Annotated in this window: 24 protein-coding genes and 4 pseudogenes; 15 read left to right on the forward strand and 13 right to left on the reverse strand. The window is 70.8% G+C overall.

Translation table 11 applies throughout. The features are described 5' to 3' along the window. Nucleotides 1-60: 60 nt before the first annotated feature. Nucleotides 61-915 carry a DUF4429 domain-containing protein gene (locus F9278_RS12560; RefSeq protein ID WP_152168402.1) on the forward strand — a complete coding sequence of 285 codons (855 nt, stop codon included), beginning with the start codon at nucleotides 61-63 and terminating at the stop codon, nucleotides 913-915. A gap of 175 nt (nucleotides 916-1,090) precedes the next feature. Here the strand turns inward: F9278_RS12560 and F9278_RS12565 are convergent, their stop codons facing one another. Together F9278_RS12565 and F9278_RS12575 are read right to left on the reverse strand one after the other, a co-directional pair. Then, a complete protein-coding gene (locus F9278_RS12565) occupies nucleotides 1,091-1,309 on the reverse strand; it encodes a hypothetical protein (protein ID WP_152168403.1) in 219 nt (72 codons plus the stop codon). Nucleotides 1,310-1,523: 214 nt separating this feature from the next. After that, complete coding sequence (locus F9278_RS12575; RefSeq protein ID WP_152168405.1) at nucleotides 1,524-1,727, reverse strand: hypothetical protein; 204 nt, start codon at nucleotides 1,725-1,727, stop codon at nucleotides 1,524-1,526. Between the two features lie 173 nt (nucleotides 1,728-1,900). Here F9278_RS12575 and F9278_RS49020 point away from each other — a divergent pair. From F9278_RS49020 to F9278_RS12585, 3 genes and pseudogenes are all read left to right on the forward strand, one after another. After that, nucleotides 1,901-2,022, forward strand: a pseudogene (locus tag F9278_RS49020) (DUF6879 family protein); the annotation flags it as partial. A gap of 70 nt (nucleotides 2,023-2,092) precedes the next feature. Then, a protein-coding gene (locus F9278_RS12580; protein WP_152168406.1) for an IS3 family transposase occupies nucleotides 2,093-3,309 on the forward strand; the annotation gives its coding sequence in 2 pieces (ribosomal slippage) (nucleotides 2,093-2,408 and nucleotides 2,408-3,309; 1,218 coding nt in all). Nucleotides 3,310-3,341: 32 nt separating this feature from the next. Continuing rightward, nucleotides 3,342-3,970 (forward strand): annotated as a pseudogene (locus F9278_RS12585) (DUF6879 family protein); the annotation flags it as partial. A 156-nt stretch (nucleotides 3,971-4,126) separates the two neighbouring features. Here the strand turns inward: F9278_RS12585 and F9278_RS12590 are convergent. Further along, nucleotides 4,127-4,612, reverse strand: coding sequence for a MerR family transcriptional regulator (locus F9278_RS12590; RefSeq protein ID WP_152168407.1), 486 nt, complete (start codon nucleotides 4,610-4,612; stop codon nucleotides 4,127-4,129). A 96-nt stretch (nucleotides 4,613-4,708) separates the two neighbouring features. Here F9278_RS12590 and F9278_RS12595 point away from each other — a divergent pair, with 96 nt between their 5' ends. After that, nucleotides 4,709-5,185 (forward strand): GNAT family N-acetyltransferase, encoded by a 477-nt coding sequence (locus tag F9278_RS12595; RefSeq protein WP_152168408.1) that lies wholly within the window; start codon nucleotides 4,709-4,711, stop codon nucleotides 5,183-5,185. Between the two features lie 5 nt (nucleotides 5,186-5,190). Here F9278_RS12595 and F9278_RS12600 read toward each other — a convergent pair whose 3' ends face one another. Continuing rightward, complete coding sequence (locus F9278_RS12600) at nucleotides 5,191-6,066, reverse strand: transposase (RefSeq protein ID WP_226966722.1); 876 nt, start codon at nucleotides 6,064-6,066, stop codon at nucleotides 5,191-5,193. Continuing rightward, on the reverse strand, nucleotides 6,063-6,689 hold the full coding sequence (locus F9278_RS12605; protein WP_152168409.1) for an IS607 family transposase: 627 nt from the start codon (nucleotides 6,687-6,689) through the stop codon (nucleotides 6,063-6,065). The genes F9278_RS12600 and F9278_RS12605 overlap by 4 nt, the downstream gene beginning before the upstream one ends. A 37-nt stretch (nucleotides 6,690-6,726) precedes the next feature. Between F9278_RS12605 and F9278_RS12610 the strand changes: the two genes are divergently transcribed. Together F9278_RS12610 and F9278_RS12615 are read left to right on the forward strand one after the other, a co-directional pair. Further along, complete coding sequence (locus F9278_RS12610) at nucleotides 6,727-7,554, forward strand: serine hydrolase domain-containing protein (protein WP_152168410.1); 828 nt, start codon at nucleotides 6,727-6,729, stop codon at nucleotides 7,552-7,554. A 124-nt stretch (nucleotides 7,555-7,678) separates the two neighbouring features. After that, a complete protein-coding gene (locus tag F9278_RS12615; RefSeq protein ID WP_152168411.1) occupies nucleotides 7,679-9,517 on the forward strand; it encodes a serine/threonine-protein kinase in 1,839 nt (612 codons plus the stop codon). A gap of 7 nt (nucleotides 9,518-9,524) precedes the next feature. Here the strand turns inward: F9278_RS12615 and F9278_RS12620 are convergent, their stop codons facing one another. Continuing rightward, nucleotides 9,525-10,190 (reverse strand): pirin family protein, encoded by a 666-nt coding sequence (locus tag F9278_RS12620; RefSeq protein ID WP_152173824.1) that lies wholly within the window; start codon nucleotides 10,188-10,190, stop codon nucleotides 9,525-9,527. Between the two features lie 132 nt (nucleotides 10,191-10,322). Between F9278_RS12620 and fasR the strand changes: the two genes are divergently transcribed. The 5 genes from fasR (at nucleotide 10,323) to F9278_RS12645 (ending at nucleotide 15,301) form a co-directional block, all read left to right on the forward strand. Then, complete coding sequence (gene fasR / locus F9278_RS12625; RefSeq protein WP_152168412.1) at nucleotides 10,323-11,525, forward strand: fatty acid biosynthesis transcriptional regulator FasR; 1,203 nt, start codon at nucleotides 10,323-10,325, stop codon at nucleotides 11,523-11,525. An 89-nt stretch (nucleotides 11,526-11,614) separates the two neighbouring features. Continuing rightward, on the forward strand, nucleotides 11,615-12,529 hold the full coding sequence (locus F9278_RS12630; protein ID WP_152168413.1) for an ACP S-malonyltransferase: 915 nt from the start codon (nucleotides 11,615-11,617) through the stop codon (nucleotides 12,527-12,529). Between the two features lie 13 nt (nucleotides 12,530-12,542). After that, nucleotides 12,543-13,574: a ketoacyl-ACP synthase III gene (locus F9278_RS12635; RefSeq protein ID WP_152168414.1), complete on the forward strand. Its 1,032-nt coding sequence runs from the start codon at nucleotides 12,543-12,545 to the stop codon at nucleotides 13,572-13,574. 102 nt (nucleotides 13,575-13,676) lie between these two features. Next, the gene (locus tag F9278_RS12640) at nucleotides 13,677-13,925 is read left to right on the forward strand and encodes an acyl carrier protein (RefSeq protein ID WP_152168415.1); all 249 of its coding nucleotides are present in this window, start codon (nucleotides 13,677-13,679) and stop codon (nucleotides 13,923-13,925) included. Nucleotides 13,926-14,029: 104 nt separating this feature from the next. Then, entirely contained in the window at nucleotides 14,030-15,301 is a 1,272-nt protein-coding gene (locus tag F9278_RS12645) for a beta-ketoacyl-[acyl-carrier-protein] synthase family protein (RefSeq protein WP_152168416.1), read from the forward strand. 80 nt (nucleotides 15,302-15,381) lie between these two features. Here F9278_RS12645 and F9278_RS12650 read toward each other — a convergent pair whose 3' ends face one another. Next, the gene (locus F9278_RS12650; protein ID WP_152168417.1) at nucleotides 15,382-15,876 is read right to left on the reverse strand and encodes a DUF3145 domain-containing protein; all 495 of its coding nucleotides are present in this window, start codon (nucleotides 15,874-15,876) and stop codon (nucleotides 15,382-15,384) included. A 275-nt stretch (nucleotides 15,877-16,151) separates the two neighbouring features. Between F9278_RS12650 and F9278_RS12655 the strand changes: the two genes are divergently transcribed. Both F9278_RS12655 and F9278_RS12660 read left to right on the forward strand, forming a co-directional pair. Next, nucleotides 16,152-17,069: an SGNH/GDSL hydrolase family protein gene (locus F9278_RS12655; protein WP_152168418.1), complete on the forward strand. Its 918-nt coding sequence runs from the start codon at nucleotides 16,152-16,154 to the stop codon at nucleotides 17,067-17,069. A gap of 15 nt (nucleotides 17,070-17,084) precedes the next feature. Further along, the gene (locus F9278_RS12660) at nucleotides 17,085-18,074 is read left to right on the forward strand and encodes an aldose epimerase family protein (protein WP_152168419.1); all 990 of its coding nucleotides are present in this window, start codon (nucleotides 17,085-17,087) and stop codon (nucleotides 18,072-18,074) included. A 94-nt stretch (nucleotides 18,075-18,168) separates the two neighbouring features. Here F9278_RS12660 and F9278_RS12665 read toward each other — a convergent pair whose 3' ends face one another. After that, nucleotides 18,169-20,631: a glycoside hydrolase family 3 protein gene (locus F9278_RS12665; protein ID WP_152168420.1), complete on the reverse strand. Its 2,463-nt coding sequence runs from the start codon at nucleotides 20,629-20,631 to the stop codon at nucleotides 18,169-18,171. A 194-nt stretch (nucleotides 20,632-20,825) separates the two neighbouring features. On the opposite strand from F9278_RS12665, the gene F9278_RS12670 reads away from it, so the two are divergent. Continuing rightward, entirely contained in the window at nucleotides 20,826-21,509 is a 684-nt protein-coding gene (locus F9278_RS12670; protein WP_152168421.1) for a TetR/AcrR family transcriptional regulator, read from the forward strand. Nucleotides 21,510-21,839: 330 nt separating this feature from the next. On the opposite strand, the pseudogene F9278_RS12680 reads toward F9278_RS12670, so the two are convergent. From F9278_RS12680 to F9278_RS12700, 5 genes and pseudogenes are all read right to left on the reverse strand, one after another. After that, nucleotides 21,840-21,989 (reverse strand): annotated as a pseudogene (locus F9278_RS12680) (LysE family translocator); the annotation flags it as partial. Then, the gene (locus tag F9278_RS12685) at nucleotides 21,986-22,810 is read right to left on the reverse strand and encodes an EI24 domain-containing protein (protein ID WP_152168422.1); all 825 of its coding nucleotides are present in this window, start codon (nucleotides 22,808-22,810) and stop codon (nucleotides 21,986-21,988) included. The gene F9278_RS12685 and the pseudogene F9278_RS12680, both read right to left, overlap by 4 nt. A 149-nt stretch (nucleotides 22,811-22,959) precedes the next feature. Next, nucleotides 22,960-24,150, reverse strand: a complete 1,191-nt coding sequence (locus F9278_RS12690; RefSeq protein ID WP_152168423.1) for a GDSL-type esterase/lipase family protein — start codon at nucleotides 24,148-24,150, stop codon at nucleotides 22,960-22,962. Between the two features lie 64 nt (nucleotides 24,151-24,214). Next, on the reverse strand, nucleotides 24,215-24,793 hold the full coding sequence (locus tag F9278_RS12695; RefSeq protein WP_152168424.1) for a TetR/AcrR family transcriptional regulator: 579 nt from the start codon (nucleotides 24,791-24,793) through the stop codon (nucleotides 24,215-24,217). Nucleotides 24,794-24,978: 185 nt separating this feature from the next. Beyond that, nucleotides 24,979-25,455, reverse strand: a pseudogene (locus F9278_RS12700) (protein kinase family protein); the annotation flags it as partial. Between the last annotated feature and the right edge of the window lie 253 nt (nucleotides 25,456-25,708).

Raw genomic sequence — 25,708 nt, forward strand, 5'->3', positions numbered from 1 at the left:
GTAAAAGTGCGGTTCGCCTCGGTCGGGACTTCCCCGCGTCGCACGCATACGATGAGCCGCATGGGTGACGTACTGGCCGGATTTCATGCCGCCTGGGAGTTCGAGTCCGACTCCGTGCTCATCCGCTTCGAACGGGGGATTCGCACGCCGAAGCTGTTCCAGGCACTCGGTGAACGGCGCGTCCCCCTGGAGGCGATCGCGGGGGTGACACTGACACCCGGGAAGCGGGGCACCGTCGTACTGCGTGCCGTACCGCGACCGGGCGCCGATCCGCTGATGGAGGCGGCGGCGGACCAGCTCAAGGAGGGGGCCGATCCCTACCGGCTGGTGCTGCCGGCCGAGCGGGAGACGCTCGCGGAGTACTACGCCGACGAACTGCGGGCGCGGCTCACCGAGTCCGGCCCGGCGGAACGGTTTCTGGTGGCGGCGCCCGAGGTGCCGTTGCAGTTCAAGGCGTACGACGGGAAGGCGTCCTTCGACGGGCGGTCCGTGTCGTTCCGGTGGTTCTGGACGGGGGCGTCGTCGGCGAAGTGGAAGGCCGGGGACCAGACGTTCCCGGTGAGCGCGCTCAGTGGGGTGGAGTGGCGGTCGCCGGAGGTGTTCGAGGGGTATCTGCGGCTGCTGCGGCGCGACGACTCCGGGGAGCGGGCCGCTCAGCCGGATCATGATCCGGCCGCTGTGGTGTTCGGGCTGGGGTACGGGCCGGTGCACGAGTCGTTGCCGTTCGCCGCGGCGGTGTTGGCGGCGGTGCGCTCCGCGGGGGGTGCGGTCCTGGCTCCGGCCGAGGCCGGGACCCGGCGGGATCCGGCCGACATCGCCGACCGGATCCGGCATCTCGGGGAGTTGCACGAGGCGGGGCTGGTGACGGACGAGGAGTTCAGCGTGAAGAAGGCGGAGTTGTTGGCCGAGCTCTAGCCACGCGCCGTTCGGGGATCGGGGCGTTGGCGGGTGCGGGTGCGTCGTGTTGAGCGGGTGGCCGCCGTCCGGCTCGCCCGCCCGTTCGGCCTCCGCCGACCGCGTGCCGGGCGCCCCCGGCGAACTGGACCCGACCTCACCCCACACGGCAAAAGGCCTGCCGGGCTTCGTCGCGCTATGGCTGCTTCCGCCGCTTCACCACCCGCCACAGGGCGCGGGCTTCGGGGCACACGCCGTCCTTGCATGCGAGGCACTCCATACCGTGCCCCAGCAGTGCGTGATACGCCTGCACGTCGTACGAGGCATCGTGGATCTTGATGAACTCCTCATTGCTTGCAACGGCTTGGAGGTCTTTGGCGCCCCCGCCGCCGTCCTCCCACCGCACCCCGGTCACGAGGCCGCTCCCCTACTTCGCGCATTGGCCAGGGCGACCCCCGCCGACAGCCTCTCGTCTGCCGTGGCGGGCCGCAGGGGACCGCTCGCGTCCCACTCCCGCCCGCCACCGACCGGCCGGAGCTGCCAGTACGGCCCTTCGATCCCTTTGACCTCGCCAACCCTGCGTGTTGCCCCGTCCCACACCAGGTCGCCGACCCGGGGCGCATACCCGTTCATGAGCACCCCCGCCGGACGACTTCGGCCAGCCGCAGTGCGACGTCTGCCCGCACCCGGCCCAGGGTGACCAGGTTCAGTGCGGGAGACGCGATTTCCGTCCCCAGGGACGGAAGGACGATGCCCGCCGCCATCAGTGCTTCGCGCAGCGCCTCGACCGCTCCAGCGGCGGTTGTGGTGCCCGGTTCGTGTGCTGTGACCATGAAATGAGCGTTGCGGAGGGGAAGTTGAGTCGCTAGCCGATATTCGCTGTTATTCGCGGGTAGCTACGTCATATGGGCAAGGATTCTCACGGAGCGCCCAGCGACCCGTAGCCGGAGCTGACGCATCGGCGACAAGATCAGTGCACCGAGCAGGATCGGACGAGGGAGGGCACGTGACGCGCAACATCCGCTTCAACGGCACCGGCAGCGGGGACACCGGTTGCCCGTCGATCCACGAGGACACCGACCCGGTGAGGTGATTGTGCACGGCCCGCCACTGACCGACCCCGAGGACGGGCCTTTCCCCCTGAGCGTGGACACCTTGGACACTGGACCTTGAGGGTCCAGAGGAAGAGATGTCACGCATGGTGATGAAGGTGTATTCGGCGGAGTTCAAGGCGGACGCTGTCGCGCTGTACCTGTCGGACCCGAAGAACACGTTCGAGGGCGTCGGCAAGGACCTGGGGATCAGCCGGGAGACGCTGCGGAACTGGGTGCGGGCGGAGCGGGCCCGCAGGGGCCACGTGGCGGGTACCAGCGGCTCGCCGCGGGCGGCACAGACTGCCGAGGTAACCTCCGACGATGTGCTGAAAGAAGAGAACAAGCAGCTCAGGGCCCGGATCAGGGAGCTGGAAACCGAACGGGAGATCCTGCGGAGGGCCGCGAAGTATTTCGCCGGCGAGACCAACTGGTGAGCCGTTTCCAGTTCGTTGATGATCATCGAGGCGCTTTCGGCGTCAAGCGGCTGTGCCGGGTGCTGGAGGTCTCCAGGTCCGGGTTCTACCGGTGGCTGAAGGCCGCCTCGGCCCGCATGGCGCGGGCCCGGGAGGACGCCCGCCTCGCGCGGCGGATACGGGAGATCCACAAGGAGTCCGACGGCACCTACGGCATCCCGCGCGTCACCGCCGAGCTGAAGGCTGCCGGGATCGACGTCAACCACAAGCGCGTCGAGCGGGTGATGCGCCGCATCGGCCTGCAGGGCGTGCACCTGCGCAAGAAGGTCCGCACCACGATCCCCGAGCCGGAAGCGGCCCCGGTGCCGGACCTGCTGCGGCGCGGCTTCACCGCGAGCGAGCCGAACACCAAGTACGTCGGCGACATCACGTATCTGCCCGTCGGGGATGGCCAATTCCTCTATCTGGCAACGGTGTTGGACCTGCATTCCAGGCGGCTCGCGGGCTGGTCGATCGCCGACCACATGCGCACCGAGCTGGTCACCGACGCGCTCGAGGCTGCCGCCCGCACCCGGGGCGGCAGCCTCGACGGGGCGGTCTTCCACAGTGACAACGGGGCGCAGTACGCGTCGAAGGAGTTCGCAAAGGTATGCAGCCGGCTCGGCGTGATCCGCTCGCGCGGAGCGGTCGGCACCAGCGCGGACAACGCCGCCGCGGAGAGTTTCAACGCAACCCTGAAGAGGGAGACCCTCCAAGGAAAGAAAGGCTGGTCAGGGCCGCGTGAGGCCCGCCTCGCAGTGTTCCGGTGGGTCACCCGCTACAACACGCGACGCAGGCACTCGGGGCTTGGCTACATCAGTCCGATCGCCTTCGAACAGCGATCGGTTACGCTGGCCTCTGCCGCATAGCAAATGGTGTCCACGCTTCGGGGGAAGCCCCCGACATCGCTCAGCTCCGGCACCTGGGCGCCGGGTGAGATCGCCGTCGTCGTGCCGCGTGAGTTGATTGCCGACTGGGCACCGAAGGATGCGACGAGGCAGGCTCGCATCATCGACCTGAACGCCTTCAACCAGCTCTTCGAGATCTTCGAGCACACCGCCTGGAGGCTGGAGACCCGGCGTCGGTACGCCTCCGACGAGCAGACGAACACCTATGCGCAGTTCCTCGCCGAAGGCCGTGGACTGGGACATGGACTCCTGGTATTGCCACACAATCAGCAACCAGACGGCGGCCGGGAAGACGGTCGGCCGCGTCCGACTGGTCGACGACCCGCCGACGGACGGACAGCGCTACCTGCTGTGCAACGCCGAGCGGAACGCCGACCTCGGGGAGGACATCCAAATCCTGCCCCGTGCGGAGGCCGAGAGGCTGCGGCTTGGAAGTGAAGACTTCTGGATCTTCGACTCCCGTCTGGTCGCGCGGCTCAACTTCACCGAGGCGGACGAACTGACCGACGTCGAACTGATCACGGAACCGGCGGAAGTGATCCGGTACTCGATGCTGCGGGATGCCGCCTGGCACCACGCCCTGCCCTTCCAACAGCTCACGGCGACGGCCGGAACCAAGTAGGCCGACACAAGGCGGGCACCGATGCCGACGGACTACCAGCAGGCACGCGAGGCGCTCGGGATGCGTCTGCGCGAGCTGCGCATGTCCACGCCGACATCAGGGCCGTCGGAGCCCAACCTAGGCCGTCGCAATCGACGCTGTTCGTCCTACCGGCCGTCAAGAAGCCCTCTCCGACGCCAGGGCCCGCCCGGCGTCAGCGTAGAAGTTGATCTTCCGGTCGAGCACGTTCAGGGTGTCCTGCAGCTCGGCGATCCGGGACAGCACGTCGTCCCGGGTCGACTTCAGGAGGTCGAAGCGCTCGGTGTAGGTGTGGTCGCCCTCGCGCACCAATTCGGCGTACCGGACCATGTCGGCGACCGGCATCCCGGTGAGCCGGAGCTTGCCAACGAGGTCGAGCCAGTCGAGGTCGCGGTTGCGGTAGCGGCGCTGGCCGGTGTGGGAGCGGTCGATGTGCGGCATCAGCCCGATCCGCTCGTACCAGCGCAGGGTGTGCGCCGTCAGACCGGTGAGGTCGACGACCTCGCTGATCGTGTACCTGTCCTGCCCGTCGGGCCGCCGAGGCTTCAGCGGCGGACCGGCGCAGCTGTCGGAGGTCGTCGCACTCGCGGTACTGCTGGTACTCGTGGTCTCCATCACCGTCATGGCCCCCACGCTAAAACCTTGGAGTGCGCTCCAAGCAAGCGAATCCGGTGAGAAACCATGAGGACTTGACGTGCTCGGGCTGGTTAGCGTGCGGGCATGAGTCTCGTACGACGTGCCACGGCCGAGGACGCGCTGGAAGTGCTCCGACTGCGCCAGGTGATGATCGACTCCATGGGACCCCCGGGGACGGCCGGTCCCACCGGCTGGCACACCGACTCGCTGCCCACCCTGCGCCGCCGACTCGCCGGTGCCGAGGGGGAGTTCGCGGCGTTCGTCGTCGACCGTCCGGAGCGGCCGGACGCGCTCGCCGCGCTGGTGGTGGGGACCGTCGATTACCGGATCGGGAAGCCGGGCAACCCGCGCGGCGCGGTCGGGCACGTGTTCAGCGTGGCCACCGACCCGGAGTGCAGGCGCCGGGGCTACGCCCGCGCCTGCATGGAGGTCCTCGTGGACTGGTTCCGCGAGGTCGGCGTCGGCTACGTCCATCTGACCGCGTCCGCCGAGGCCGAGCCGCTGTACGCGTCGATGGGCTTCCGGCGCAGGCCCGACCCGCTGATGCAGCTGGACCTTTGAGCCGCCTAGGCTCGTGGGCATGTCATTGCAGAGCGTCTCTGATCAGCTAAGCGATCCCATGCGAACCGTAGGGTTCGGCGTGGGTTCTGCCCACCTGGGCGGAGTGGCATGAGCGTGGAGATGGAATCCCGCGCCAAGTACTGCTCCGCGTGGCCGGTGGTGGGTGTGCTGATCGCGGTCGCGCCCTGGTGCCGGTGGGCTGCGCGGGGCAGCCTGGTCCGGTCCGTTGGTGCGTGTCCCTCCGGACGCTTTCCGGCCGGGCCCGGGGGCCGGGCCGGGGAGGGAATCCCGCGTCGCCTGGGCGCGGGACGGTTGGAAAGCGGCCGGGTAGGGCCGGTCTTGGACCGGTCTTTCCGGCTGGTCTTGGGTGTGGCCGTGATGACTGCCCCGGCTTCGAACTTGTCCACGACCTTGCGGATCACCATGGCTCCGCTGGTCTTGTCCACGACGGTCTTGGTCTGGTGGGTGAGGCCACGCGCGACGATCCGCCGCCATGCGCCCTGGTCGCGGTCGTCCTGCCATCGGCAGGACGGGCAGATGGCCCACTTCCAGCCCCGGATGGTGGGCCGGTCAGGGGACTTGCGGTGTCGCAGTGGGGTGAGGCAGTGCGGACAGTGCTTGGAGGTGTTCGCCGGCGGCACGGTCACCACGGCAATGCCGGCTTCGGCGGCCAAGGTGTTCACGTCGGCGGCATTCCAGTGCTCGCCGAGCAGGGAGGCAGCCATGCCGACTGCCAGGCCAGTGCACCAGCCCACGCGTTCGGCCAGCACGGCAGCGGTGAGGACTTCGCCGGTCTTCTCATCCACCCCAGCATGGACCAGAGTGCGAGCGCAGGCGGTGCGGGAGGTCTCGCCCTCGGTGAGCGGCAGCTTCCGGCTCATCGAGGGCGGCTCTCTTCGCCGCACTGCCCCGACTCGGCCAGCAGACGGCGACGGTTGTCCGCACTGCGCATTCCGTACAGCCGCCCGGCGAACGTCGTCACCAGTGAGGCGAAATCTTCGAGGAGTTCGTCCCGGCCGCCGAGTTTCTTCGGGTGCAGCACCTCCACGGCGACGCCATACACGGCGAACAGCCGCTTCAGCCAGCCCAAACCGAACCGCGCGAGCCGGTCCTCATGCGTCACCCGCACCACGGTCACCGAACCGTCCGCGACCATCGCGATCACCCGGTTCAAGCCGGGCCGGTTCTCCTTCAGACCGGAACCACGATCCTTGACGACCTTGACGACCGTCCCCGTCGAAGTAGCCCGCAACTCCTGCTCCTGGGCCTCCAGCGAGGACTCATGCCCCGACGAGCCCGACACCCGCGCATACAGCAACTCCAGACGCGGCCGGGAAACGCTGGAGTCACTGCCGCGTTTCATGTTCTCCACGTCCACCGAAGAGAACCGGCGCTCACGCCCGACCCAGGTGAACGGGATCTTGCCGTCCAACGCCCACTGGCGAAGCGTCATCGGGTGTATCCCGAGACGCTTCGCGGCCTTGGACATGCGCAGCAACTCCACGCGTTGAACAATACATGCACAACACTAGGGATAACTAATGAAATTGGTAAGCCTCGCCCTGATCGAGAACTGGCCGGTTCCCACCGCCGCCGCGGCCGTCGTACGCGCGGACGGCACCGTACTCGGGTCGCACGGCCCCACCGGGCACCGCTTCCCGCTCGCCTCGGTCACCAAGCCGCTCGCCGCGTACGCCACGCTGGTCGCGTACGAGGAGGGGGCGATCGAGCTGGACGAGGCGGCGGGTCCGGCCGGGTCGACCGTGCGGCATCTGCTGGCGCACACCTCGGGACTGGCCTTCGACGAGCACCGGGTGACGGTGGAGCCCGGTGTGCGACGGCTGTACTCCAACACCGGGTTCGAGGTACTCGGCGACCATGTGGCCAAGGCGACGGACATCCCGTTCGCGGAGTACGCGCGGCAGGCGGTGCTGGAGCCGCTGGGGATGACGGCCACCTCGCTGGACGGCTCCCCGGCCAAGGACGGGGTGTCGAGCGTCGACGACCTGGTGCGGTTCGCGGCCGAGGTGCAGGCGCCCCGGCTGCTGGACCCGCGGACGGTCGCGGAGGCGATGACCGTGCAGTTCCCGGGCACGAAGGGCGTCCTGCGGGGCTACGGGCACCAGAACCCCAACGACTGGGGGCTCGGCTTCGAGATCCGGGACTCCAAGGCCCCGCACTGGACGGGGGCCTCGTCGTCGCCGGGCACGTTCGGGCACTTCGGCCAGTCGGGGACGTTCCTGTGGATCGACCCGGTGGCCGGGCTGGCGTGCGTCGCGTTGGCGGACCGGGCGTTCGGGCCGTGGGCGGTCGAGGCCTGGCCCCCGTTCACGGACGCTGTGCTCGCCGAGGTCGGGAACGGTGTCTGATTCGTGAAGGAAACGACAACTCTTCGACGGTAGGGGTGGGTGCCCGGTCCGAAGGGCCCCGGGCACCGTTCCTTCGGCTAACGTCCCCCGTGCACATCAGCCGCACAGCTTTCGGGGGAACACCATGGGCGAGGCTCGCACGGGCGGACAGTTCCGGCCGTTGGAGGCCGGTGACCCGACGACCGTGGCGGGCTACCGGCTCGCGGCACGGCTCGGCTCCGGCGGCATGGGCACGGTCTATCTGTCGTACACACCGGGCGGACACCCGATCGCGCTGAAGACGATCCGGCCCGAGCTGAGCGAGGACCCCGAGTTCCGCCGCCGGTTCGAGCAGGAGGTGCGGGCCGCCCAGCGGGTGCAGGGCCTGTACACCGCCCCCGTCCTCGATCACGACACCGAGGGCACCCAGCCGTGGCTGGCCACCGCCTACGTACCCGGCCCGTCGCTGCACGCGGCGGTCGCCGAGCACGGCGCGCTGCCGCTGGACTCGGTCCTGCTGCTGCTCGCCGGGGTCGCGGAGGCGCTGTCGGTCATCCACGGCGCGGGCATCGTGCACCGCGATCTGAAGCCGTCCAATGTGCTGCTCGCCGCCGACGGGCCCCGGGTCATCGACTTCGGTATCGCGCGCGCCGCCGACGCCACCGCGCTGACCGGCACCGGCGTCTCCATCGGCACCCCGGCGTTCATGTCGCCGGAGCAGGCGGCGGGGAAGCCGGTCACGCCCGCGTCGGACATCTTCGCGCTCGGCCAGGTGGCGGCGTTCGCGGCCCGCGGTTCCGGCGCGTACGGCGACGGCCCCTCGCACGCGGTGCTGTACCGGATCGTCCACGAGGAGCCCGACCTCGGCGGTCTCCCGGACGAACTCCGGTTCATCGAGCGGTGTCTGGCCAAGGACCCGGCCGACCGGCCCTCCCCCGCCGAGGTCGTCGCCCTCTGCCAGGAGGCCTCACCCACCCCGCTGGTGCAGTCGGGTTCCTGGCTGCCGGAGGCGATCGGCGCCGACATCACCCGGCGGGTCTCCGCGTCGGCGGACCTGCTGGCCGAGCGGAGGAAAGCGGCCGAGGCCGCCACCTCGGCGACCCTGCCCCCACCGCCCACCGCGCCGGTGACACAGCCGGGTTCGCCGTCAGTGGACCACGGCGCGCAGACGGTCTTCGCGGCGCCGGCGACGTATCCCGGACCGACGACCCCGCCCCCGCCGGGCCCGGTCGGCCCGCCGTCGACGCCGTACCACCCGCACCCGGGGAGCCGGCAGCAGCCGTACCCCCAGGTCCATCCCCAGATCCATCCCCAAGGGCATCCGCAGGGGCATCCGCGTCCGCTGCCCCTTCCGCCGCCGCGCAACAACGTCGGCAAGTGGATCGGGATCGGAGTCGCGGTGGTGTTCGGGCTCGGCCTGCTCGGCAGCTGCGCGACGCTCGTGAAGAACCTCACGGGTTCGAGCGACTCCTCCAGCGGCTCGGTCGGCGGCACGTCGACCGGCTCGGACGGCGGTTCCTCCGAGTCCTCCAAGTCCTCCGAGTCCAAGCCGAAGTCCGACCCCGAACCGGTCACCTTCAAGGGCATCAACATCCCCGGCAACTACTACGTGCGCTTCGCGGACTCCCCGCCCAAGCCCCTCGACAGCGAGGTGGGCGCGCCGTACGAGGACGACGGGGACTTCTACTACTACTCGGACTCGCTGTTCGGGGAGAAGCGGCTGGGCAGCAGCAGCGAGAAGCTCGTCCTGCTGAGCAACTCCCAGAAGGGCTCCCTGGAAACCTGCCGGAACGAGACCCGCTACTCGGACCACGTCAAACTGGGCCAGGTCTCCCAGGGCTCCCAGATGTGCGTGCGCACCGACTCCGGCCACATCGGCCTGGTCACCTTCCAGGGATCGGCCCCGAGCGGGGACCCCAGCGACTACGTGTCGATCGACATCACGGTGTGGCGCAACGCGGAGGAACCGACCACCACGAACTGACGGACCGTCACCCGCCTTGTTCCAGCTCCCAGATCAGCACCTCGACCGGCCCGGCGACGGCGACCAGCTCCAACCCCTTCTCCCCTTCGGCCCGTACGGAGTCCCCGGGCTCCAACTCGTGGGCCCCGAGCCGCACGACACCCCGGACGACATGCGCGTACGTCCGCGCCGCGTCCGGTACGGCGATCCGCTCCCCCGCCGCGGCCGACCGCCGCACATGCAGCATCGCGCCGGCCTCGGGGACGGCGTACGGGGTGGAGTCGGCGATGCCGCGGACGATCTCGTACGCGGGGTCGCCGCCCGGGTCCGGCGGGGCCAGCCACATCTGCACGAAGGTGAGCGGTACGGAGCCGTCGTTGCGCTCGACGTGCCGTACGCCGCCCGCCGAGCTGAGCCGCTGGACGTCACCGGGCCGGACGACCGTCTCGTGCCCGGTGGTGTCGCGATGGGTCAGCTCGCCCTCGACGACCCAGGTGACGATCTCGGTGTGGCTGTGCGGATGCTCGTCGAACCCGGCACCGGGCGCGAGCCGCTCCTCGTTGCAGGCGATCACCGCGCCGAAACGGAGGTTGTCGGGGTCGTAGTGCGCCCCGAAGGAGAAGGCGTGCAGAGAGGCGATCCCCGCCTCCGGATCCCCACCGGGGTAACGCGCACCGGCGCGCCGCAGCTCCATCACGCTCCCCAAGGTAGCGCTGACCGGCACCACCCAACCCCTGGCAGGCGCGCACCCCCATGCAGACGAACGCACCCCCGGCCCACACACCCACGGCGCAGGCGAGCGCGGCGATAAGGCAGGCTTGGTCCCGTGCCCCAACCCGAAACCAGCAAACCCGAGTCCGCACCGCCCGCACACCCGCACGTCGCGACCCTGAAGCGGCTGGAGAAGTCGTCCGGAAGCCTCGCCGCGCAGGCCATCGCGCGGATGGACGAGACACTCCCCTGGTACCGGGCGATGCCGCCCGAGAACCGGTCGTGGATCGGGCTGGTCGCCCAGGCCGGTATCGCCGCGTTCACGGAGTGGTTCCGGCATCCGGACGCCCCGCAGGCCATCTCGACGGATGTGTTCGGGACCGCGCCGCGGGAACTGACCCGGGCGATCACGCTCCGACAGACCGTGGAGATGGTGCGGACGACCATCGAGGTCATGGAGTCCGCGATCGACGAGGTGGCGGCCCCCGGCGACGAGAGCGTGCTGCGCGAGGCCCTGCTCGTCTACGCGCGGGAGATCGCCTTCGCCACCGCGCAGGTGTACGCGCAGGCCGCCGAGGCCCGCGGCGCGTGGGACGCCCGGCTGGAGTCCCTGGTCGTGAACGCGGTGCTCAGCGGCGAGGCCGACGAGGGCGCGGTGAGCCGGGCCGCCGCCCTCGGCTGGAACTCCCCCGACCATGTCTGTGTGGTCCTCGGCACCGCCCCGGACGGCGACAGCGAGCTGACCGTGGAGGCCATCCGGCGCGCGGCCCGGCACGCCAAACTGCAGGTGCTCACGGGTGTGCTGGGCGACCGGCTGGTGGTGATCGCCGGTGGCAGCAACGAGCCGTTGCAGGTCGCGAAGTCGCTGATCGGGCCGTATGCGGCGGGGCCGGTGGTGGCCGGGCCGATCGTGCCCGACCTGCTGGCCGCGACCCGGTCCGCGCAGGCGGCGGCGGCCGGACTCAAGGCCTGCTCGGCGTGGCAGGACGCGCCGCGCCCCGTTCTGGCGGACGATCTGCTTCCGGAACGTGCGATCGCCGGTGATCCCAGTGCGCGCGAGCAACTGGTGGAGGAGATCTACAGACCACTGGAGGAGGCCGGCTCCGCTCTTCTGGAGACGCTCAGCGTCTATCTCGAACAGGCATCGAGCCTCGAAGGCGCGGCTCGTATGTTGTTCGTCCATCCCAACACCGTGCGCTACCGGCTCCGACGTGTGACTGACGTCACCGGCTGGTCGCCCTCCGATGTACGCTCTGCCTTCACCTTGCGGATCGCACTGATCCTGGGGCGTCTGGTGGATGGGGAACCCCAGCTCTAGGGTTTTGTCGGAGGGCTACAAAACCCCCTCGTGTTCTTCGTCCCTGTCCCCACGGGCGGCTGGAGCCGTCCCCAAGAGAGAGTGTGAGAGTGCTCGTACTCGTCGCTCCCGGCCAGGGCGCCCAGACGCCCGGCTTCCTGACTCCTTGGCTCGACCTCCCCGGCGCCGCCGACCGCCTCGGCGCGTGGTCGGACGCCATCGGGCTGGACCTCGCCCACTACGGGACCGAGGCCGACGCCGACGCGATCCGCGACACCGCCGTGGCCCAGCCGCTGCTCGTGGCGGCCGGACTGCTGTCCGCCGCCGCCCTGGGAGACCTCGTGCCCGGCGCGGTCGCCGGGCACAGCGTCGGCGAGATCACCGCCGCCGTGTTCGCCGAGGTCCTGGACGAAACGGCCGCGCTGACCCTCGTACGCAAGCGGGGCCTGGCCATGGCCGAGGCCGCCGCGATCACCGAGACCGGTATGTCGGCGCTGCTCGGCGGCGACCCCGAGGTGACGATCCCGCATCTGGAGAAGCTGGGGCTGACCCCGGCGAACGTGAACGGCGCGGGCCAGATCGTCGCCGCCGGCACCCTGGAGCAGCTGGCCGCCCTGGAGGCGGACAAGCCCGAGGGCGTCCGCCGCGTGGTGGCGCTCAAGGTGGCCGGTGCCTTCCACACGCACCACATGGCCCCCGCCGTGGAGACCCTCGCCAAGGCCGCCGAGGAGCTGACACCCGGGGACCCGAAGCTCACCTATGTCTCCAACAAGGACGGGCAGGCCGTCGCCACCGGCGCCGAGGTGCTCTCCCGGCTCGTCGGTCAGGTCGCCAACCCGGTCCGCTGGGACCTGTGCATGGAGACCTTCGAGGAGCTGGGCGTGACCGCGATCGTCGAGGTCTGCCCCGGCGGCACGCTCACCGGTCTCGCCAAGCGCGCCCTGCCGGGTGTGGCGACGGTGGCGCTCAAGACCCCCGACGACCTCGACGCCGCTCGCGCGCTCATCGCCGAGCACCAGAACTAGGAGCCCTGGAGCCATGTCGAAGATCAGGCCGAGCAAGGGCGCCCCTTACGCACGCATCCTCGGCGTGGGCGGTTACCGTCCGGTCCGGGTGGTGCCCAACGACGTGATCCTGGAGAAGATCGACTCGTCCGACGAGTGGATCCGCTCCCGCTCCGGCATCGAGACCCGGCACTGGGCGAACGACGAGGAGACCGTCGCCGCCATGTCGGTCGAGGCGTCCGGCAAGGCGATCGCCGACGCCGGGATCACCGCCGAGCAGATCGGCGCGGTCGTCGTCTCCACCGTCTCGCACTTCAGCCAGACCCCGGCCGTCGCCACCGAGATCGCCGACAAGCTGGGCACGGCCAGGGCCGCCGCCTTCGACATCTCGGCCGGCTGCGCGGGCTTCGGCTACGGCCTGACGCTCGCCAAGGGCATGGTCGTCGAGGGTTCGGCGGAGTACGTCCTCGTCATCGGTGTCGAGCGGCTGTCCGACCTGACCGACCTGGAGGACCGGGCCACCGCCTTCCTCTTCGGTGACGGTGCGGGCGCGGTCGTCGTCGGCCCCTCCGAGGAGCCGCACATCGGCCCGACGGTGTGGGGTTCCGAGGGCGACAAGTCCGGCGCGATCAAGCAGACGGTCCCGTGGAACGAGTACCGGATCGGTGACCTCGCAAGGCTCCCGCTCGACAGCGAGGGCAACGTCAAGTTCCCCGCGATCACGCAGGAGGGCCAGGCGGTCTTCCGCTGGGCCGTGTTCGAGATGGCGAAGGTCGCGCAGCAGGCGCTGGACGCGGCCGGAATCACCTCGGACGAACTGGACGTCTTCATTCCGCACCAGGCCAACGAGCGGATCATCGACTCGATGGTGAAGACACTCAAGCTGCCGGAGCATGTCACGGTCGCGCGTGATGTGCGTACCACCGGCAACACCTCGGCCGCCTCGATCCCGCTCGCGATGGAGCGGCTCCTGGCGACCGGTGAGGCGAAGAGCGGCGACACCGCGCTCGTCATCGGCTTCGGGGCGGGTCTCGTGTACGCCGCGACGGTCGTTACCCTCCCCTAGGCACCGCTGCCGGATCCTGTGGTCCGGCGCGGGAAAACGCACAACCTGCCGCTGACGCGGCGGGCCGCCAACCCTCTGGAAAACTAAGAAGGAGCGCCTGACATGGCCGCCACCCAGGAAGAGATCGTCGCCGGTCTCGCCGACATCGTGAACGAGATCGCCGGCATCCCGGTCGAGGACGTCCAGCTGGACAAGTCCTTCACCGACGACCTGGACGTCGACTCCCTGTCCATGGTCGAGGTCGTCGTCGCCGCCGAAGAGCGCTTCGACGTGAAGATCCCGGACGACGACGTCAAGAACCTCAAGACGGTCGGCGACGCGACCGAGTACATCCTCAAGAACCAGGGCTGATCCGGTGGGATCGGGTCCGGCCCGATCCCCCGCGGAGCAGTCCGTTTGCCCCGCCACCCGGCGGTGGCGCCGCTGAATCCTCGTAACCGTTGGAGAACATTCCCGTGAGCTCGACCAATCGCACCGTGGTCGTCACCGGTATCGGCGCAACCACACCGCTGGGTGGCGACGCGACTTCCACCTGGGAGGGACTGGTCGCCGGCAGGTCCGGCGTCGGTCCCCTGGAGCAGGAGTGGGCCGCCGACCAGGCGGTCCGTATCGCCGCGCAGATCGCCGTGGAGCCGTCCGAGGTCATCCCCCGGCCGCAGGCCCGCCGTCTGGACCGCTCGGCGCAGTTCGCGCTGATCGCGGCCAAGGAGGCGTGGGCCGACGCCGGTTACACGGAGACCTCGGCCGACGAGGGCACCGTCGACGCGGACCGCGTCGGCGCGGTCATCGCCTCCGGCATCGGCGGTGTGACGACGCTGCTCAACCAGTACGACGTGCTGAGGGAGAAGGGCGTACGCCGTGTCTCCCCGCACACCGTGCCCATGCTGATGCCCAACGGCCCGTCCGCCAACGTCGGTCTGTACGTGGGCGCGCGCGCCGGTGTGCACACCCCGGTCTCCGCCTGTGCGTCGGGCGCCGAGGCCATCGGCTACGCCATCGAGATGATCCGCACCGGCCGCGCCGATGTCGTGATCGCCGGTGGTACCGAGGCCGCCATCCACCCGCTGCCGATCGCCGCGTTCGGCAACATGATGGCGATGTCCAAGAACAACGAGGACCCGCAGGGCGCCTCCCGTCCGTACGACACCGGCCGTGACGGCTTCGTCCTCGGCGAGGGTGCCGGTGTCGTCGTCCTGGAGTCGGCCGAGCACGCGGCGGCGCGGGGTGCCCGGGTCTACGCCGAGGCCGTGGGCCAGGGCATCTCCGCCGACGGCCACGACATCGTGCAGCCGGAGCCGGGGGGGCGGGGCATCGCCCACGCCCTGCAGAACCTGCTGGACCGGACCGATCTGGACCCGGCGGAGATCGTGCACGTCAACGCGCACGGGACGTCGACGCCGGCCGGTGACATCGCCGAACTGAAGGCGCTGCGGAAGGTGTTCGGTGACGACACCGACCACTTCGCGGTGTCCGCGACGAAGTCGATGACCGGGCATCTGCTCGGTGGGGCCGGTGGGGTGGAGACGGTGGCGACGGTGCTCGCGCTGTACCACCGCGTGGCTCCGCCGACGATCAATGTGAACGACCTGGACCCCGAGGCCGAGGCCAACGCCGACATCGTGCGCGGTGAGGCGCGCAAGCTGCCGGTCGAGGGCCGCATCGCCGCCCTCAACGACTCCTTCGGGTTCGGCGGGCACAACGTGGTGCTGGCGTTCCGGACGGTCTGACCTCCGGCCGCCGCGGTCATACGCGCGGAGGAAGGGCCCCCACCGGACGGTGGGGGCCCTTCCTCTGTGCTGAGCGGCCGTCACACCACCTGGTGCAGCCAGCGGACCGGGGCGCCCTCGCCCGCGTAGCGGAACGGCTCCAACTCGTCGTCCCAGGGCTTGCCCAGGAGCTTGGAGAGGTCGGCCTCCAGGTCGGTCTCGCCTCGTTGGCTGCGGAGCAGGGCCGCGCGGAGGCGGTCCTCGGGGATGAGGATGTCGCCGTGGATACCGGTGACGGCGTGGAAGATACCGAGGTCGGGGGTGCAGCTGTAGCGCTCGCCCTCGGCGGTGGCACAGGGCTCGGCGGTGACCTCGAAGCGGAGGAGGTGCCAGCCGCGCAGCGCGGACGCCAGCTTGGAGGCGGTGCCGGCCTGGCCCTGCCAGGAGAACTCGGAGCGCCAGGTGCCCGGTGCGGCGGGCTGCCGGATCCAGTCGAGGTTCACCCGGGTCCCCAGAACACCCGCGACGGCCCACTCGACGTGCGGGCACAGCGCACGCGGCGCGGAGTGCACGTACAGGACTCCACGTGTCGTCACCGGGGCCTCCACAGAGCAGGACAGTTCGCGAATAGACGGATCGGCGGTGGCAGAGCGGCCACGTGGCGAGGCTACCGTGCGGCGGGGCAAGGAGTGTGACGTACCGTCGGAGCAGGCGCCAGGATGAACGCGGGTTTCACCCGAGGGGACGCCTGTGCGGTGGGAACAGTTGCACCTTCCGCCGCATCGGACCCAGGGCTTTCCCTCACCGGGAACTCCCGTGCGTTGTCATGGGTGGGAGCCGGCAGGCGCAGTACCGACGAGGGGACCAGGGGATGCGGAAGCGACGTCACCGTTCGAGGGCGGTGTTCGGCGCGGTCTCGGCGGCCGTCGCGGCGGCGGTCCTGCTGGCCGTGACCGGCTGCGACGCCACCGGCGGCGACTCCCCCGGCCCCGAGGGGACGGGGTCGCGGGCCAAGCCGTCCGCGTCGCCCACGCCCACCCCCGCCTGGGACACCACCCCCGAGTCGCTGGTCGCCGTCGGTGACTCGATCACACGTGGCTTCGACGCGTGCAAGGTGCTCTCCGACTGCCCCGAGGTGTCCTGGGCGACCGGTACCGACGCCTCGGTCGACAGTCTCGCCGTACGGCTGCTGGGCGCGTCCGGCGCGGCGGGGCGGAGCTGGAACTACGCGGTGACCGGGGCCCGGATGGCCGACCTGCCGAGCCAGGTGGCACGGGCGGTGACGCGTAAGCCCGAGCTGGTCACGGTGATGGTCGGGGCGAACGACGCGTGTCGCGCGACGGCCGCCGACATGACGCCGGTCGCCGACTTCCGCGCCGACTTCGAGGACTCGATGGCCACCCTGCGGGACTCGCTGCCCAAGGCGCAGGTGTTCGTGGCGAGCGTGCCGGATCTGAAGCGGCTGTGGTCCGAGGGGCGGAAGAGCCCGATGGGCAAGCAGGTGTGGAAGCTGGGCATCTGCCCGTCCATGCTGGCCGACCCCGACGCCCTCACCACGGTGGCCGGCGAGCGGCGCGACGCCGTCCAGGACCGGGTGGAGGCGTACAACGACGTCCTGCGCGAGGTGTGCGAGAAGGACCGCTACTGCCGGTACGACGAGGACGCCGTCTTCGACTACCGCTTCGGGCAGGCCCAGCTCAGCCAGTGGGACTGGTTCCATCCGAGTGTGGACGGGCAGGCGCGGCTGGCGGAGATCGCGTACCGGATCGTCAGCGCCAAGGAGTCGTGACCTAGGGTTTCGCGCATGAGCGAACTTTTCGGCACACTTTCCGACGGCACGCCCGTTCACCGGTGGACGCTGGAGCGGGGCGGCACCCGGGTGCGGATTCTGACGTACGGCGGGATCGTGCAGTCCGTGGAACTGCCCGACCGGGACGGGCGGACGGCGGACGTGGTGCTGGGGTTCGCCGACCTCGACGGGTATCTCCGGAATCAGGGGCCGTTCTTCGGCGCGCTCATCGGGCGGTACGCCAATCGGATCGCGGGCGGGAGGTTCACGCTCGACGGGCGGGTGTACGAACTGGCGCGCGACAACCCGCCGAACTCCCTGCACGGTGGCCCGCTCGGCTTCGACAAGCGGGTGTGGGCGGCGGAGGGTGTCGCGGACGGGGCCGGGGTGCGGCTGTCCCGGGTGAGCCCGGACGGGGAGGAGGGCTTCCCCGGGCGGCTGGAGGTGTCCGCGACGTACACGCTGGACGAGGACGGGGGTGCGCTGCGGATCGCGTACGAGGCGGTGACGGACGCGCCGACCGTCGTGAACCTCACCAATCACTCGTACTGGAATCTCGCGGGGGCCGGCAGCGGGAGCGCGGGTGGGCATGAGCTGCGGATCGCAGCGTCGCGGGTGACGCCGGTGGACGCGTCGCTGATTCCGACGGGTGAGCTGGACGAGGTGGAGGGGACGCGGTTCGACTTCCGTTCGGCGCGGAAGGTGGGGAGCGGGTACGACCACAACTTCGTGCTGGACAAGGGCGTTACGGGTCGGGCGGAGGGTGTCGCCGAGTTGTGGGACGCGGGGTCGGGGCGGGTGTTGAGTGTGGCTACGACCGAGCCGGGGATGCAGCTCTATACGGCGGATCATCTGGAGGGGGTGTTCGGGGCGGGGGACGGGGTGGCTCTGGAGACGCAGCGCTTTCCGGATTCGCCGAACCGGCCGCGGTTTCCCAGTGCGGAGTTGCGGCCGGGTGGCGTTTATCGGTCGGAGACGGTTTATGGGTTCGGGGTGCGTTCGTAGCGTGTTGGGTGCGGGTGGGTGGGGGCTGGTCGCGCCCGCGCGGCGGAGCCGCGTATCGACACAGCCCCGCGCCCCTGAAGAGCCTGGGGTCGCCCTACGCCTGGACCGGTGCCGTGAGACGGCGGTCGGCCAAGGAGCGGGCTGCCTCGACCTCGTATGAACCTGCCGCGTGCGCCCATGAGTTGGTCGTCTCGTCCCAGATCTCGAAAGCTCGGCGCGGGAGTTGGATGACTGCCTCCTTCGTCTCGCCCGGGGCTGCCTCGATCGTCGCGAAGCCTGCCAGCCAGCGGGCCGGGCGGGTCTCGTCCGGGGTCGTGGGAGCCAGGTAGAGCTGGATGGTTTCGCGGCCCTCGCGGGAGCCCGTGTTGCGGACCCGGACGGTGGCCGTCGTGCCGGTGACCTCCAGGGACTCGTAGGTCCAGTCGGTGTAGCCGAGGCCGTGGCCGAAGGCGTAGGTGGGGGTCGCCGGGTGGGTGGCCCAGGCTCGGTAGCCGATGAAGACGTCCTCGTCGTAGGGGAGTTCGCCCGAGGTGGGGGTGACCCTGGTGACGGGGGCGTCGGACAGGGTGCCCCAGGTGGTGGGGAGACGGCCGCCGGGCTCATGGGTGCCGGTGAGCACGTCGGCGAGGGCGGCGCCGCCCTCCTGGCCGGGGAACCAGGTGAGGAGGACGGCGGCGACGTCGTCGTGCCACGGGAGTTCCACCGGGGAGCCCGAGTTGACGATCACGATCGTGTCGGGGTTGGCGGCGGCCACCGCGCGGACCAGGTCGTCCTGCCGGCCGGGGAGGTGGAGGTCCGCACGGTCGAAGCCCTCGGACTCGACGCGGTCGGTGGTGGCGACCACGACCACGGCCGTGTCGGCGGCGCGGGCCGCCTCGACCGCCTCGGCGATCAGCTCGTCGGGGTCGCGCTGCGGCTCCTGGTGGCAGAGGGAGAAGCCGATGACCTTGAAGGGGATGTCGGCGGGGAGCGCCACGACATGGGTGAGGGAGATGTCGACGGGGGTGCCCGCCGTCAGCTCGACCTGGGCCCTCGGGACGGGGGCGCCGAAGAACGCCTGGAAGGGGTCGTCCTTGTCGCTGCGCTGGACGTCGTCGAAGTGGGTCGTGCCGTCCACGGTGAGGGTGAAGGCGCCGAGGCCCTTGATGCCGAGGGTGTGCGTGCCCGTCTCGCGCGGGATGAAGGTGCCGGTCAGCTCGACGGTGTGCAGGGTGGCGTGGGTGACGCCGTCGGGGAGGTCCGTACCCATCCACTGGAGCTGGCCGTTGGGGGCGGAGCCGGTGCCGAGGAGCGTGCCGGCGGAGTCGCGGCAGACGGCCCGGAGGGTGAACCCCTTGTCGGCCACGGCCAGTTCCTCGTTGGGGTCCGCGCCCACGACGTAGGTGAGCGCGCCTTCGGGGAGGGCGGCGGTGAGGCCGTCGAGCGGGGAGACGATCCGGGGCGGGAAGACGGTGGCGGAGCCGCCGCCGAGGACCCGGGCGTCACGGGCCGCCGCGCCGATCAGGGCCACCTTCGCGCCCGGCCGGAGAGGGAGGACAGCCCGGCCCTCCGAGGTCTCGTTGCGGACCAGGACGAAGGAGCGGCGGGCGATCTCGCGGGCCAGGGCCTCGCCGTCCACGGGGGCGGGGAGTTCGGTGACCACCGGGTCGGCGCCCTCCAGGATGCCGACGCGGGCGGCCAGCCGCAGCACCCGGCGGACCGCCTCGTCGACCTCGGCCTCCGTGACCTCCCCGGCGCGGACGGCGGTGGCCAGGGGCTCGCCGTAGACGGTGACCGGGCCGGGCATGGCGACGTCGAGACCGCCGGCGAGCGCGCCGGTGGTGGAGCGGGCGGCCATCCAGTCGGAGACGTTGAAGCCGTCGAAACCCCACTCGCCGCGCAGGACCTCGTTCACGAGGTAGCGGTGCTCGGTCATCGTGGAGCCGTTGACCTGGTTGTAGGCGGTCATGATGCCCCAGGGGTGGGCGTTCGCCACGATCGCCTCGAAGGGGGCGAGGTACAGCTCGCGCAGGGCGCGTTCGGAGACCAGGTTGTTCACCGTGAAGCGCTCGGTCTCGGCGTCGTTGGCGACGAAGTGCTTGACCGTGGTGCCGACGCCGCCGGACTGGACGCCGTTCACGTAACCGGAGCCGATCTCGCCCGTGAGGTACGGGTCCTCGCTGTACGCCTCGAAGTGACGGCCGCCGAGCGGGGAGCGATGCAGATTGACCGTGGGGGCGAGAAGGACGTGGACGCCCTTGCGGCGGGCCTCCTGGGCCAGCAACACGCCTGCCCGGCGGGCGAGTTCGGGGTCCCAGGTGGCGGCGAGGGCGGTCGGGGAGGGCAGGGCCACGGACGGGTCGTCGCTGGTCCAGCGCACCCCTCGTACGCCGATCGGGCCGTCGGACATGACGAGGGAGTCCAGGCCGATCTCGGGGAGCGCGGGCAGGGTCCACATGTCCTGACCGGAGAGCAGCCTCGCCTTGGCGTCGAGGTCCAGCCTGGCGAGAGCCTTCTCCACGGCCGCCTCGCGTGCCTCGTCGGCCGGGGTGGGAGCTGTACCCGGGGTTGCCGCCATCGCGGTGCCTCCTCGTCGAGTCCGTCATGTGCGTCATGTACGTCGCGTACGTCATGTGCGTCGAGTGCGTCATGTGCGTCGTGTCCGTACTGCCTTCCCATCGTGCATCCATTACCTGTCGATTGGTAGGTTTCGTTATTTTGCCGTTACTTTTCACGCTGTTCGGTGAAGGGGGATGCCGTACGGTTTTCGGCATGAGCGGTACCGGCGGAACCAGGGGTGTCCGGAGTGCGGAGCGGCGCGAGGAGATCGTGCTGGCGGCCCTGGAGGTGATCGCCGAGCGCGGCTACCGGGGTGCGAGCCTGGCCGCGGTCGCCCAGCGCGTCGGGCTCACCCAGCAGGGGCTGCTGCACTACTTCCCCACCAAGGACGCGCTGCTCGTGGCCGTCCTGGAGGAACGGGACCGGTGGGACGCCGTGCCCGACAGCCCGCTGCGGCTCGACCTGCTGGGCTCCCTCGTCGAGTACAACGCCATGCGTCCCGGCATCGTCCAGACCTTCTCCGCGCTGCTCGGCGAGAGCGTCACCGAGGGGCATCCCGCGCGGGAGTTCTTCACGGAGCGGTACGGGCGGGTGCGGGGGGCCATGGCGGCGGTGCTGCGCGCCGAGTACGGCGACCGGTTGCCGAGCGGGCTCACCCCGGAGCGGGCGGCGCCGCTGCTGGTGGCCGTGATGGACGGGTTGCAGTACCAGTGGCTGCTGGATCCCGGGAGCGTGGACATGGCCGAGGCGTGCCGGGACTTCCTGGCGCTGCTGGGTGAGGGTGAGGGTGAGGGTGAGGAGAGCGGGGAGAGCGGGGAGGGCGGGGAGGGCGGGGAGGGCGGGGAGGGCGGGGAGGGCGGGGAGGGCGGGGAGAAGGGGGAGGACGGGGTCACCTGAGTCGTCGGGCATGGCGTGCGCCCCATCCGTCGCGTGATACTGCCGCCGTCCGGAGCGAGACCCCCACGGCACGACAGCGACGGAAGGACCCGAACTCCCTTGACTTCCCTACCGACTTCCCGACGAGCACGCGGAGCGACGATAGGGCTGGCGGCGCTGCTGGCCGGTCTCTGCGCGCCCGCCTCCGCCTCCCCCGTGACCGCTTCGGCGTCGGCCCCCACCGTCGAGGAGCAGCGGCTCGATCGGGCCGTGCCCCAGGAGATCCTGCGGCGGTCCGGATTCGACGCCGTGGCACCGGAGTTCGCGCGGGCGCTGGGCGGGGCGCGGTCGTACGAGGACGCCGGCCGCGACCCCGGTGGCGGAGAGCAGCCCTGTCGTACGGCCGTGGAGATAGCTGTCGCGGATGGCCATGGCGAAGTCGGCGCCGGGGGCGATCACCGCGAGGACGGTGATGACCGCGACGGCGAGGATCTCGTTCACGCGCCGACCTCGGGCTTGCGGAACATGGGGTTCGGGTGGCCGTGGGGGACCTGGTCGCGCTCGTCCTCGCCGGTCGTCTCCTCGCCCAGCAGATCGCGGGCCATGAGGGTGGCGCCCGCGACCGCGCCCGGCATCAGGAAGACGGCGACGAACGGCACCAGGAACGCGAGGCCCAGCGGGGTGCCGAAGCCCCAGATCAGCGTCTTGCGGGAACGGAGGAGGGCGAGGCGGTCGCGGAGTTGGACGCCACGGCGCTGGAGGGCGACGGCGGTCAGTTCCTCGGTGAGGAAGAAGCCGGTCACGAAGAAGCCGATCACGGGGACGACGGTCTGGCCGATGAACGGGACGAAGCCGAGGGCGAAGAGCAGCACGGCCCACACGAGCGCCCGCGCGAGGACGCGGAGGCTGTCCCGGGCCGAGATCCACAGCTCCCGCCACAGCGGCAGGTCGGACTCGGGTGCGGTGCCGTCCGGGGAGACGTCCCGGTCGACCTTCTCCGAGAGGTTCTCGTAGAAGGGCTGGCCGATGAGGAGCGTCACGGCGGTGAAGGTGATGACGGCCAGCGCCAGGGCGAGGGCGAACAGCACGACGGTGAGCAGGCCGCGGAAGAGGCCGGGCCAGGGGCTGGACCAGTCGTCCGCGAAGGGGGTGGCCCAGGTGACGAAGTCCGGGCCCCAGGTGGCCAGGGCCACGAGGGCGGCTATGTAGAGGACGAGTGTGATCAGCCCCGGGATCAGGCCGAAGCCGTACTGCTTCCCGTGCCTGGCCACCCATCGTTGGCCCTGGACGAGGTACTGGAAACCCACCCCTAGATCGCGCATGGGCGCACTTTATCGTTCGGTTCGTTTGCGCAGGAGTGCTCGGGGGGTGGGGTGCGCCGGCGACTGCGGGTCGTGTGTGGTTGCTCGCGCCCGCGCGGCGGAGCCGCATATCGCTACAGCCCCGCGCCCCTTTAGGGCCTGCGGCCCCTTCAGGGCGCGAAGGGGCCCTTGGCCGTGAAGATCTGCTCGGCGAACCGGGTGCCGATGAGGCGGTGGGTCTGCGCGTCCGGGTGGAGGTCGTCCGGGAGGGGATGGGTGGGGGTGTCCTGCTCGCCGTAGAGGGTGAGGCCGTCCAGGTAGTGGAGGTGGGGGTCCTCGGGGGCGCGGCGGGTCACGATGTCCGCGAGTTCGTCGCGGATGAGGCGGAGGGTGAGTCGGCCGGGGGTGGGGTCGTCCGGGTCGCCCATGGCGCGGAAGCGGATACGGCCCTCGGCGAGGTCGGTGAAGTCGGGGGCGCTGGGGCCGGGGGTGTCCTCGTGGAGGGGGCAGAGGATCGGGGAGACGACGAGCAGTGGAGTGGTGGGGTGTCCGTCGCGGATCGTGTCGAGGAAGCCGTGGACGGCCGAGGTGAAGGCGCGCAGCCGCATCACGTCGTGGTTGACGAGGTTGATGCCGATCTTGACGCTGATCAGGTCGGCGGGGGTGTCCCGCATCGCGCGGGCGGTGAAGGGGTCGAGGAGGGCGCTGCCGCCGAGGCCGAGGTTGATGAGTTCGACGCCGGCCAGGGAGGCCGCGTGGGCGGGCCAGATGGCGGTGGGGCTCGCGGCGTCGGAGCCGTGGCTGATGGAACTGCCGTGGTGCAGCCAGACCTTGCGGCCGGAGTCGGGGACGGGCTCGACGGGGGCGTCGGTGCGCAGGGCGACGAGTTCGGTGGTCTCGTTGTGCGGGAGCCAGATCTCGACGGTCTTGAGGCCGCCGGGGAGGTCCGTGAAGGCCACGGTGCCGGGCGGGCCCGGCCGGTGCTCCGTCGTCCCCTCGGTCATGTCGATGGTGAGGGTGTTGCCGTCCGGCACGCCGGCCTGGGCGGTCAGTCGGCCGTCGACCAGGAGGTCGTAGAGGCCGTCCGGGCGGGGCGGGGCGCCCACGTACGTCCGTTTGGTGCGCAGGGCGTCGAGTTCGACGGTGGTGGCGCGGGTGCGGAAGACCAGGCGTACGCCGGAGGGCTGGGACTCGACCATGGCCAGCTGCGGGTCGGTGCACTGGGCGCGGGCGCGGGCGGGCAGCCGGTGCGGCAGTACGCCGTGCTCGGTGTGCTCCAACTCCAGGGCGCCGCGCAGGAGATCGGCGGTGAGGGGGGTGGTGGTGAGGGGGCTCGGGCTCGGGTGGGGGGTCTCGGGCATCGCTCAACCTGACGATCGGTGGGGTGGGTTGTCCGGCGGGGGGCGGCGCGGGGGCGCGCGGCGGTCAACCAGGGGGATCGGTCGGCCAGTTGCGCAGCAGGGAGTCGAGGGCGTCCAGGATCCGGTCCCAGCTCTGCTGCGAGTCGGGGGCGCTGTGGCTGAAGCCGCCGGACGCCTCCGTGCTGACGTAGCCGTGGAAGACGCTGCCGAGGAGCCGGACCGCGTGGGTCTGGTCCGGCTCGGTGAGGTCGTAGCCGCGCAGGATCGCCCTGGTCATCTGTGAGTGCCGGGCGCCCGCGCTCGCCGCCGCGGCCTCCGGGTCCAGTCTCAACTGGGCCGCCGCGTACCGGCCGGGGTGTGCGCGGGCGTAGTCGCGGTACACGTTCCCGAGCGCCGCGAGCGCGTCCTTCCCGGCCCGGCCGGCGAGCGCGGTGGCACCCCGGTCGGCGAGTTCCTCCAGGGCCAGCAGGGCGATGCGGGTCTTGAGGTCCTGGGAGTTGCGCACATGCGAGTACAGACTCGCGACCTTCACCTCGAAGCGCCGGGCAAGCTCGGAGACGGTCACCTCGTCGAAGCCGATCTCATCGGCCAGCTCGGCACCCGCCCGGACAAGACGTTCGGGGCTGAGGCCTGCGCGCGCCATGGTCATCCTCTCGCTCGACCCGGTCGATTATGCGGTTGCCTAAAAGTTTTAGGCAAATGGGATTACCTCTTAGGCTTCGAGGGTGCGGAAGAAGTCGGCCATCTCCGTGGCCACGGGGGCATGCCGGGTGATCAACGCCGCGGCCGTGTCCGGGATGCCGGTGGGGCGCTCACCCCGGGCGAATCCACGCCGGGGTCGCCGCCCCAGTGGGCGACGGCCCGGTCGATGTCGGCCAACTCCTCGGGGAGCGGTGTGGAGTGCGGCACCACCCGCCAGTGGTGCAGGAGCGGGAAGCCGTCGTACTCCCCCGCGAGCGCCCAGTTCGTCGTCATCGTGTGGACGGCGAGTTCCCGCCAGGCGCCGAAGCCGGGGCTGCCCACCGCCCCGACGCCGTACTGGCAGGAGAGGGGAAGCCCGAACAGGTTCGCCGTGGAGCGGATGTGCTCGGGCCGCCGTTCCAGGTCGGTGAGGGGGACGCGCTTCACGAAGACCGGGGTCCCGGCGACCTCCAGCGCTACCGACGTGCCGCCGATACCGGAGCCGATCGGGGCGGCCGTGTCGAGGAGTTCGGCAAGGGCGCGGTCGCTGTACAGGGCGAGGGCGGTGGACACGGCGCCGTGGGCGGTCAGGCGGGCGGCACGGGCGGTGGCGGCAGAGGTCATCGCTGATGTGTAGCACCCCGGGTCGGGTCGTCAGGCGGCCCTCGTCCCGCGTTCCCTGCCGGTCCCGCAGTTCCTTCGGTCCCTCGATGCCCTCGTGGCCGCCGTGCCCTCTTGTTGCGCACCGCCGCGAGCGGGCTTGAAATGAACCGGGACTTCGTCACCGCCTCGCAGCCCGAAGTGCGGGCGATGCGGCAGGTCCAGATCGACAAGCAGTCGGCCGTGATGCTCGATCTGCGCGGGTACGTAGAAGCAG

Origin of the sequence: Streptomyces phaeolivaceus (assembly GCF_009184865.1) — a bacterium.
Lineage (GTDB): Bacteria > Actinomycetota > Actinomycetes > Streptomycetales > Streptomycetaceae > Streptomyces > Streptomyces phaeolivaceus.